The sequence below is a fragment of the Ruminococcus sp. 1001136sp1 genome, from assembly GCF_039841815.1.
In the GTDB taxonomy this organism is placed as follows: domain Bacteria; phylum Bacillota; class Clostridia; order Lachnospirales; family Lachnospiraceae; genus Blautia_A; species Blautia_A faecis.
Map to the genome: position 1 here is coordinate 308,356 of NZ_JBDPGY010000002.1, position 7,854 is coordinate 316,209.

The window sequence follows — 7,854 nt, forward strand, 5'->3', positions numbered from 1 at the left end:
TGTTTTACGAGTGGAAGGTCACGAACACTCGATTCATTTTGCGCCGGGAATCGGCGGAAAAGCCGCTTAAGACCTTATTTTTACGGGCTTTTCAACGGGCATGAGTATAGCACATTTGGGAGAGGAATGCAAGAGGAAATGTGGTCGTACCCCATTTGTACCCCATTTTGCATAAGTGGTTGATTTATAGTAACGCTAATATGAAAAAGCTTCCGGTTCTCACAATAAGGACTGGAAGTTTTTTGAGTATATATTATATTAAATCGAACGTTGAAATACGCATTTTAAATCTTATCAGCAACTAGGGTTAGTGCTTTCATTATATTAACAAATTTACGGTACTGGACATCGCCTTTGGACTTTACCTCGGAGATAAGCGCCGTTATTTCAGAATCTGTTTCGGAGATTTCATCAAGCAGTAGATAATCAATGCTGATATTCAGAACTGAACAAATAGAGACCAGCGTCTCCAGGGACATAGCTCTGGTTCCTCTCTCAATATGTCCGAGAAAGGCTGTGGAGATTCCTGTTAATTCTGCCAGTTGCTCCTGGGAGTAGGAATGGGAAATGCGTGATTGTCGAATTTTATGTCCGATCTCGGTATAATCAATTGATTTCATGGAAAATCCTCCTTTTAACAAAGATTATGCCCTTAAAAGATAAAAATACGAATGAACTAATAGAATCAAACATTGACTGATAGAATTATAGAGGGTATAATAAAAGAAAATATGATATTTCTACAATAATGGTTTTGGTAGAAGTACATAGAAAGTTAAAATATAAAAATACGAGGGAGGAAAGACTATGTCGGTTGTATTACTAATTTTAATCATTGTAATGGGATTAATTGTACATAAGATTTATTCCAGTCTTTTTACAGTTATTCATTTCAGTTTCCAGAGTGTGTTTACTGAATGGTTTTGGTGTATTATGATTGGCGCAATTATTGTTGGATTAGTGGGCAGTGCAATAGGTCTTATATAAAAATATTAGTGGTGAGGCAAAAAGATGAGTGAAGAGACAAAAACAGAAATTGCAAAAAAAGAATATAAGTTAGTATCAGCAAGTGGGACATTCATGACAGCGTTGGGAAAAGGACGTATCTACAGTACGATTACAATGGATGAAGAAAAAATGACCATTCAAACTAAGCCAGCGAAAAAAAGTACTATTCCGGTACTTTATTATGAGGACATAACAGACGTAAGGGTAACTAAGAAGATTACAGGTTATTATATCTTTTTTATGCTTGTGGCACTTCTTTGTTGCTTTGCGGCACCATATACTATAATATTAGTTCCGATTTTTGCGTGGCTTGGAATGAATCGAATTATTACAATTAGCTTGAGAAGTGGAAATCAAGCGGTTCTATATTCGGGAAGTAAAAAGGTCACAGAAGAATTTGTAACCGCAGTAAAGAGCATTGCCAAGATTTCATAAAAAGAAGTGATAAAGTAAAAATAGAGGGATAAGCGAACAAGAACGGTTTTTGTTCGCTTGTTTTGTATTCAGAAGAGAATAAATGACTAGAGTGTAACTACGTAATCAGATGGAAAGAAAGGAGAAGATATCAGTGATAATATGTCCAGAATGTGCAAAAAAAATCATAGATAGTAATAAGGAGTGTCCGGAGTGTGGATGCCCTAAAAGTAGGTTCGTGTCGTTAATAAATAGAGATGAAAAAGACTATATCGTTCTCATGTTAGGTCGTTATAGGGTGAGATTTAATGGAAAATATTGGAACTATATACAGTTGCGTAAGGTATATGAATTAACAGCAGGTACATTAATGCTGGATTTACAAGGGGCTTATAGAAATGCGGCATGTTTTGGATCCATTATAAAGAGTTTTCCGAACATAGTTGGAGTGAGGATGGATCAAATGCTAGATTGGAGTATGAAGTTATTGTATGAATATAATATTCCAATGTCAGTGGACAATTTTCTTGAGAAATACTTTGAAAAAAATAATTACTATGCTGGTGGTCAATATTATAATTTGGATTATAATGAAATAATTACAGAAGTTGTAGAACAGTATGCGGAGGTAACAAATAAACAATCTGAATTAGCAGAATATCGAGAAATGCAAAAAGCTTCACGAAGTAAGTGGAGAGGATATGGATTTGGGGTTAAAGGTGCTGTTAAAGGTGCTATTATGGCTGGTATGTTAAATGCAGGAACGGATTTCATGCGGAGTTTTGGAGATGCGGCACAAAGAAAATCAGATGACGAATATATTAATAGTCAAATTAATGCTTTAAGAAATTCCAAGGAAGTGCACCAGAAACTAATCGGTGGTGCCTATAACGTAATTATTGGTGTGTTTAATGCTGTTTTTAATGAACTGTGCGAAAATAATGTATTGGGTAGGGTAGAATTTAATGAAGAACGTTGGAGTCAAGCAAGAAATATTTATACAGCTACAACTAAATATGAAACAGATGATAAAAAAATAATTATAGGATGTTTAAATGCAATTACTACATATCCTTATTATTTTTCCCCATATGCTACTTTATATGAAAAATATAAAAAAACACCAGAAGAAGCCAGTATATATCATTTCTTAGATTTTTTTGGAATAAATGCGAAAATTGGTGAGACAACTGTAGCAAAATATATGAAAGTAGATCACCTTTTAGAGCAATGGGTGGATTTATCAAAATTTGATTTTGATAAGCTTACAGCGGATCAATATTATGAGGCGAAACAAGCTATAGGAAAAGTACAGGAAGAATTTTTGAAATCTGAATATATGGCTAGTGCAAATTGTTCAAGATTGTATGATTACATATTAAAGTGCGAGATTTCAGATGTATCAAAAGATGAAAGTACTGAGGAAAAGCAAGCACCTATGGAAGAATATATTCCTTTACTAATAAAAAGACACACAGATGAGCATAGTCTTGGAGGGTATAAGGATTGTATGTGGGTTGCAGGAACAGAAATGCAAGGTCCATTTATCTTTAAAAACGATTTGCAGGAAGTATATGATAAAAAGTTTATTGAAGAGGGAAAGAAATATTTACTTATTTATGATAATGGCAATTTCTTTTATGGGAAAGATGGATTTGGTATCTTTGATGTAGGAATAGTATTCTTTACTACTGGTAAAATATTTTTGTTTAAAGATATTGTAGGGTGTAGCTTTAATGAAGAGAAATTTTCATTGATAATAAAATCGGTTCAAGATTCTTATGAATTTGAATATAAAAAACGTTCAAAAGTACTTTTTAAAAGTTTATACAATAAACCAGGATATTTTTTTACGGAAGAAGTAATATATAAGATTATTGAGCATTATCAAAAGTTGAATGGAATTAATTTGTTAAAAAAGTAAACTAATCATATAAATATTATAAGCGTATAATTATAAAATATATTAATGTAATATTTCCGTGAAGGAGGAAACTAATTACATAACAAATAGCAACCTGTTATACGGAGCTGAGACGTGAATATGCGTTTCAGCTCTTTTTACTTTCATCAAGGGAGGAATGAAATGTTAAACTACAAAGAATTCATGGAAACGTTAAAACAGACAATTTATTCACAGACAGGCTGGAAATCTGACTGTATGGGGAGTCTGACGGATGAAGGACCGACATCGGATACGGCATTGGAGATTCATTATATGAATACCGACAGAGATGCATCTGTTATTTCCATCAGAGTCCCGGAACTGTATGCCAGATACCAGATTGGGGAAAGTATTACATCCATAGCGGATTCAGTTATCGGGACAATCTGTGAGGATGACAGATTCTGTCTGGCGCAGGCGGTAAGCCAGTGCAAAAATTACAAGCTGGCAAGAGAGCATTTATTTATTAGTGCAGAAAGTATTTACAATGAGGAAGCACTGACACAGTGCATATATCAGACTGTGGGGGATATTGCAATTTGTCCAAATCTTAAACTGTTAGACCGAAACGGTAAGATGATCGGACTGAAAGTTGCTCCGGAATTTCTGAAATTATGGAAGACAGATGAAAACGAAGTAATAAAGGAGGCCGTGAGGAATTCATCAAAATTATATCCTGCCAGATATTACAATTTTCTGAAAGCCCTGTTTATGCAGGAGTATAAAGGGGAAGATTTCATGGAAGAGGACAGTTCTTCTGTCCTTCTGGAAGGAAGTGGGGACAAGTGTATCAGCACCACCATACTACATCATGGTGCAGCTGCAATTTTCTATCCGGGAGTCTGCAGAAAAATCTGTGAAGTATTAGGTGCAGAAAGTTTGTATCTGGTGTTCACATCTGTCCATGAAGTTATGGTATCTGCAGTAAGGGCAGATATGTCAGTGGAAGAAATGCAGAGAAGACTGCACAACGGATCCAGGACAGTAAAAGAACTCGAAGAGAAGCTGACAGAACAGGTTTATTGCTATGATGGAAAAAGTAACTGCATCCGTCTGGCAAAAGGTGAGGGAAACGTGTTTCAGTGTGATGAATAAGGGGGAATCATAATTGCAGAGAATCATTATCAGTATTTTATCAGCAGCAGTTGTAATCTGGGACGAGATCATGAAAAGAAAAGGAGAGAAATAATTATGGCAGCAAATGTGGAGACAATGTTTTATACAAGAGAAAAACCATGGCACGGATTGGGAACAATGGTAGCAGAAGCACCAAATTCAAAGGATGCATTGCGCCTAGCAGGACTTAACTGGAAAGTTCTCCAGGAGCCAGTCTACACAGAAAATGAAGAACTGATCCAGGGGTACAAAGCGAATGTAAGAGACACAGACCGCAAGGTGCTGGGCGTAGTAACAGACCGTTACAAGGTAATCCAGAATGAAGAAGCCTTTGCTTTTACAGATACATTACTGGGCGAGGGTGTCCGTTATGAGACAGCCGGTTCCCTGCAGGAAGGACGCCGTGTGTGGATGCTTGCCAGACTGCCAAGGGAGTTTATCATTGGCGGTGAGCGGATCAGTCCGTATATGGTATTTTCCAATACCCATGACGGTTCGGGAGCTGTGAAGACTGCCCTGACTCCAATCCGTGTTGTTTGCAATAACACATTGAACCTGGCACTCCGTACTGCAAAGCGGAGCTGGTCTATGATCCATACTGGGGATATCAGTGGAAAAATTGAAGAAGCCAAAAACACCCTGCTTTTGGCAGATGAATATATGACTGCGCTGGGACAGGAATTTGAGAATCTGAGAAAAATCAAGCTGTCAGAGAAGCAGGTATTGGATTATATTAAGATTCTTCTTCCAATGGAAGAAAATTATACCTTACAACAGAAGCGTGGAATTGAGAAACTTCGGGAAGATATGAGAATGCGTTATTTTGACGCTCCCGATCTGAAAGACGTAGGGAACAATGGGTACCGTTTTGTAAATGCAGTATCTGATTTTGCAACACATTCTACGCCAAGAAGAAAGACAGCAAATTACAAAGAGAATATTTTCGCCAGAACAGCAGATGGCAACCCAATGATTGACCGGGCGTACCAGCTGGTCAAGGCAGCATGAATTATCGATGGGGCTATCGCAATAAGCAGTTTTTATACAGAATATGGATATTACATCTATATCGTGTATGGATATCAGCGGATGCGATAGTCCTATGTTTTTTCAGAGTATAGGAGACAGGCATAATGAAGCAAAAAGTGAAAGAAGAATTAAAACAGGAATTTGTCCAGAAACTTTACGGGGAATTTTCCACTTACAGAGAACATCTGCTGTGTGAAAACCCGACAGATCTGATCGCCGAGGCATACAAGATTGAGACCTTTTCATCATTATATGAGGTGCTTCTGGCAAAATCAGCACAGCTTAGTGACGTTGCACTTTTAAACCTTTTGAATATGTCAAGCGGGATTCTGGAAGGTATGTACAGGAAATGGCTTGGTGTAAAAGACCATTCCTACCAGGAACTGGAAGAGTATGTGGGACATGAGGTAGAAGACCTGGAAGGATATGACCTTCCGGAAGCGGTATAAAGAAGCAAGGAATAAAAGTCTGGAAAATGAAAGAAAACAGGAGGCCAGGAATTATGAGACGAAAAATGACACCAACAGGGAACCTTACAAGAGAAGAATGGTTACAGCTTAGAAGAAACGGAATCGGTGGTTCCGATGCTTCTGTGATTATGGGAAAAAATCCTTACAGAAGTATTTTACAGCTGTGGGAAGAAAAAATAGGAAAGCTGCCAGTTGCAGATAACGGAAACGAATTTACTTACTGGGGAAATGTGATGGAGCCGATTATCCGTAAGGAATTTATGAACCGTACCGGGCTTAAGGTGCGCCAGAAACATGCAATGATTTTTCACGAAGAGTATCCATATCTGTTTGCAGATGTGGACGGAATTGTTACAGATGAGCGGGGGGAGAAATGTATCTTTGAAGCAAAGACAGCGAGTCAGTATAAGGCTGACCAGTGGAAAAATGGTGTACCCGAGGAATATGTATTGCAGGTACAGCACTACCTGGCGGTATGCGGCATGAATAAGGCATATATAGCGGCACTGATTGGTGGCAATAAATTTGTCTTCACCATAATTTACAGAGATGATTCCTTAATTGAAGAACTGATCGTCAAAGAAAAGGAGTTCTGGGAAGAGTGCGTACTTACGGACACAGAGCCTGTTGTAGATGATTCTGAGGCAACCCAGGAATATCTGAATACAAAATATAGCAATTCTGTTGCAAGTACGATTCAGCTTAATGTAGACATGAAAAAAGTTATAGCAGAGTACCAGGACGTTGATTCAAAAGTCAAAGAACTTGAGAAAAAGAAAACTGGACTTGCCAATCAGATCAAGGCTGTTATGGGGGCATACGAGACTGGTGAACTAGATGGAATCGTTGTTTCCTGGAAGAAATTCAGCCGGGAATCTGTGGACGGCAGAAGGCTTCGAAGGGAAAAACCAGAAATATTTGCAGAGTATAGCAATGTCAGCTCATATAGAAAATTGTCTGTTGCATAGGGATTACAGGGGGAAAAGCTAATGGCAGAAAAAAGAATCCGGAATTTAAATCCGGAAGAGATTGAGTGCCGTGTAGGTGCAATCATGGAGCAGGGGATTACTCTGCTCCTTTATAAAAATGCAAGGGTAGACCAGACGATACTGGATGAGGTATTTGGCATTTGTGGATGGCAGAGACGGCATAATATGATTGGAAATGAGCTGTATTGCATTCTCAGTATCTGGGATGATGAGAAAAAGCAGTGGGTACAGAAGGAAGACGTAGGTACGGAAAGCGAGTATGAAAAGGCAAAAGGTGCTGCATCAGATTCTTTTAAGAGAGCCTGCTTTAATATTGGGATTGGACGGGAATTGTATTCGGCACCGTTTATCTATATTCCGATAAATAAAGTACGGATGAGTGAGAAGAATGGGAAAAAGTCTGTGAAAGACAGCTTCTCAATAAAAAATATCCAGACCACTTCTGACAAGGTGATTACAGCACTGGAAATTGTAAACCAAAGAAGTGAAACGGTATATAGCTATCAGATGTTACAGGTAGCTGCTGTTCAAGTGACAGATATTGACAGTGAGAAAGTGCAAGTTCAGAGGATATCAGATGGAGAAATTCAGATTCTGTATGCGGAGCTTGGAAGAACAGGGGTTACTATGCAGCAGATCTTGAAGCGGTATGGAATTTCATCTGTACAGGAACTGGACCAGGTGACTTATAAAAGAGCGCTCAATGGTTTGAAACGAACCAAAAGTGCAGCATAAAGCCTGTGCCATTATCTGCTATCAATGCTGAAATTTCAGCAGAAGATTTCTTAAGGAAAAGTATCAAAAGAAACGACCGTCAGATCTGGAACGGTATATACCGTGGCAAAGCTAGTGGAATGGGTTACTTTTGATACTTTTTTTTACA

General features: G+C 38.1%; 9 protein-coding genes. 8 read left to right on the forward strand and 1 reads right to left on the reverse strand.

Annotated elements, in window-relative coordinates; all coding sequences use genetic code 11:
• Positions 1-284: 284 nt before the first annotated feature.
• Positions 285-620 carry a helix-turn-helix transcriptional regulator gene (locus tag ABHC48_RS03380; protein ID WP_195699877.1) on the reverse strand — a complete coding sequence of 112 codons (336 nt, stop codon included), beginning with the start codon at positions 618-620 and terminating at the stop codon, positions 285-287.
• Positions 621-807: 187 nt separating this feature from the next.
• On the opposite strand from ABHC48_RS03380, the gene ABHC48_RS03385 reads away from it, so the two are divergent.
• The 8 genes from ABHC48_RS03385 (at position 808) to ABHC48_RS03420 (ending at position 7,706) form a co-directional block, all read left to right on the forward strand.
• Positions 808-987 carry a hypothetical protein gene (locus ABHC48_RS03385; RefSeq protein ID WP_195699878.1) on the forward strand — a complete coding sequence of 60 codons (180 nt, stop codon included), beginning with the start codon at positions 808-810 and terminating at the stop codon, positions 985-987.
• Between the two features lie 24 nt (positions 988-1,011).
• A complete protein-coding gene (locus ABHC48_RS03390; protein WP_195699879.1) occupies positions 1,012-1,443 on the forward strand; it encodes a hypothetical protein in 432 nt (143 codons plus the stop codon).
• Positions 1,444-1,576: 133 nt separating this feature from the next.
• Positions 1,577-3,346: an RING finger protein gene (locus ABHC48_RS03395; RefSeq protein ID WP_195699880.1), complete on the forward strand. Its 1,770-nt coding sequence runs from the start codon at positions 1,577-1,579 to the stop codon at positions 3,344-3,346.
• A gap of 162 nt (positions 3,347-3,508) precedes the next feature.
• A complete protein-coding gene (locus tag ABHC48_RS03400) occupies positions 3,509-4,462 on the forward strand; it encodes a DUF5688 family protein (protein WP_195699881.1) in 954 nt (317 codons plus the stop codon).
• Between the two features lie 96 nt (positions 4,463-4,558).
• On the forward strand, positions 4,559-5,491 hold the full coding sequence (locus ABHC48_RS03405; RefSeq protein ID WP_195699882.1) for a DUF932 domain-containing protein: 933 nt from the start codon (positions 4,559-4,561) through the stop codon (positions 5,489-5,491).
• A gap of 125 nt (positions 5,492-5,616) precedes the next feature.
• The gene (locus ABHC48_RS03410) at positions 5,617-5,961 is read left to right on the forward strand and encodes a DUF3848 domain-containing protein (RefSeq protein ID WP_195699883.1); all 345 of its coding nucleotides are present in this window, start codon (positions 5,617-5,619) and stop codon (positions 5,959-5,961) included.
• A 53-nt stretch (positions 5,962-6,014) separates the two neighbouring features.
• Positions 6,015-6,950: a lambda-exonuclease family protein gene (locus tag ABHC48_RS03415; protein WP_195699884.1), complete on the forward strand. Its 936-nt coding sequence runs from the start codon at positions 6,015-6,017 to the stop codon at positions 6,948-6,950.
• Between the two features lie 21 nt (positions 6,951-6,971).
• Positions 6,972-7,706: a hypothetical protein gene (locus ABHC48_RS03420; RefSeq protein WP_195699885.1), complete on the forward strand. Its 735-nt coding sequence runs from the start codon at positions 6,972-6,974 to the stop codon at positions 7,704-7,706.
• The last annotated feature ends 148 nt before the right edge of the window (positions 7,707-7,854 follow it).

Coding starts and splice junctions, on each gene's coding strand:
- ABHC48_RS03380 (WP_195699877.1), bottom strand. CDS start 620: ATGAAATCAATTGATTATACCGAGATCGGACATAAAATTCGACAATCA.
- ABHC48_RS03385 (WP_195699878.1), top strand. CDS start 808: ATGTCGGTTGTATTACTAATTTTAATCATTGTAATGGGATTAATTGTA.
- ABHC48_RS03390 (WP_195699879.1), top strand. CDS start 1,012: ATGAGTGAAGAGACAAAAACAGAAATTGCAAAAAAAGAATATAAGTTA.
- ABHC48_RS03400 (WP_195699881.1), top strand. CDS start 3,509: ATGTTAAACTACAAAGAATTCATGGAAACGTTAAAACAGACAATTTAT.
- ABHC48_RS03405 (WP_195699882.1), top strand. CDS start 4,559: ATGGCAGCAAATGTGGAGACAATGTTTTATACAAGAGAAAAACCATGG.
- ABHC48_RS03410 (WP_195699883.1), top strand. CDS start 5,617: ATGAAGCAAAAAGTGAAAGAAGAATTAAAACAGGAATTTGTCCAGAAA.
- ABHC48_RS03415 (WP_195699884.1), top strand. CDS start 6,015: ATGAGACGAAAAATGACACCAACAGGGAACCTTACAAGAGAAGAATGG.
- ABHC48_RS03420 (WP_195699885.1), top strand. CDS start 6,972: ATGGCAGAAAAAAGAATCCGGAATTTAAATCCGGAAGAGATTGAGTGC.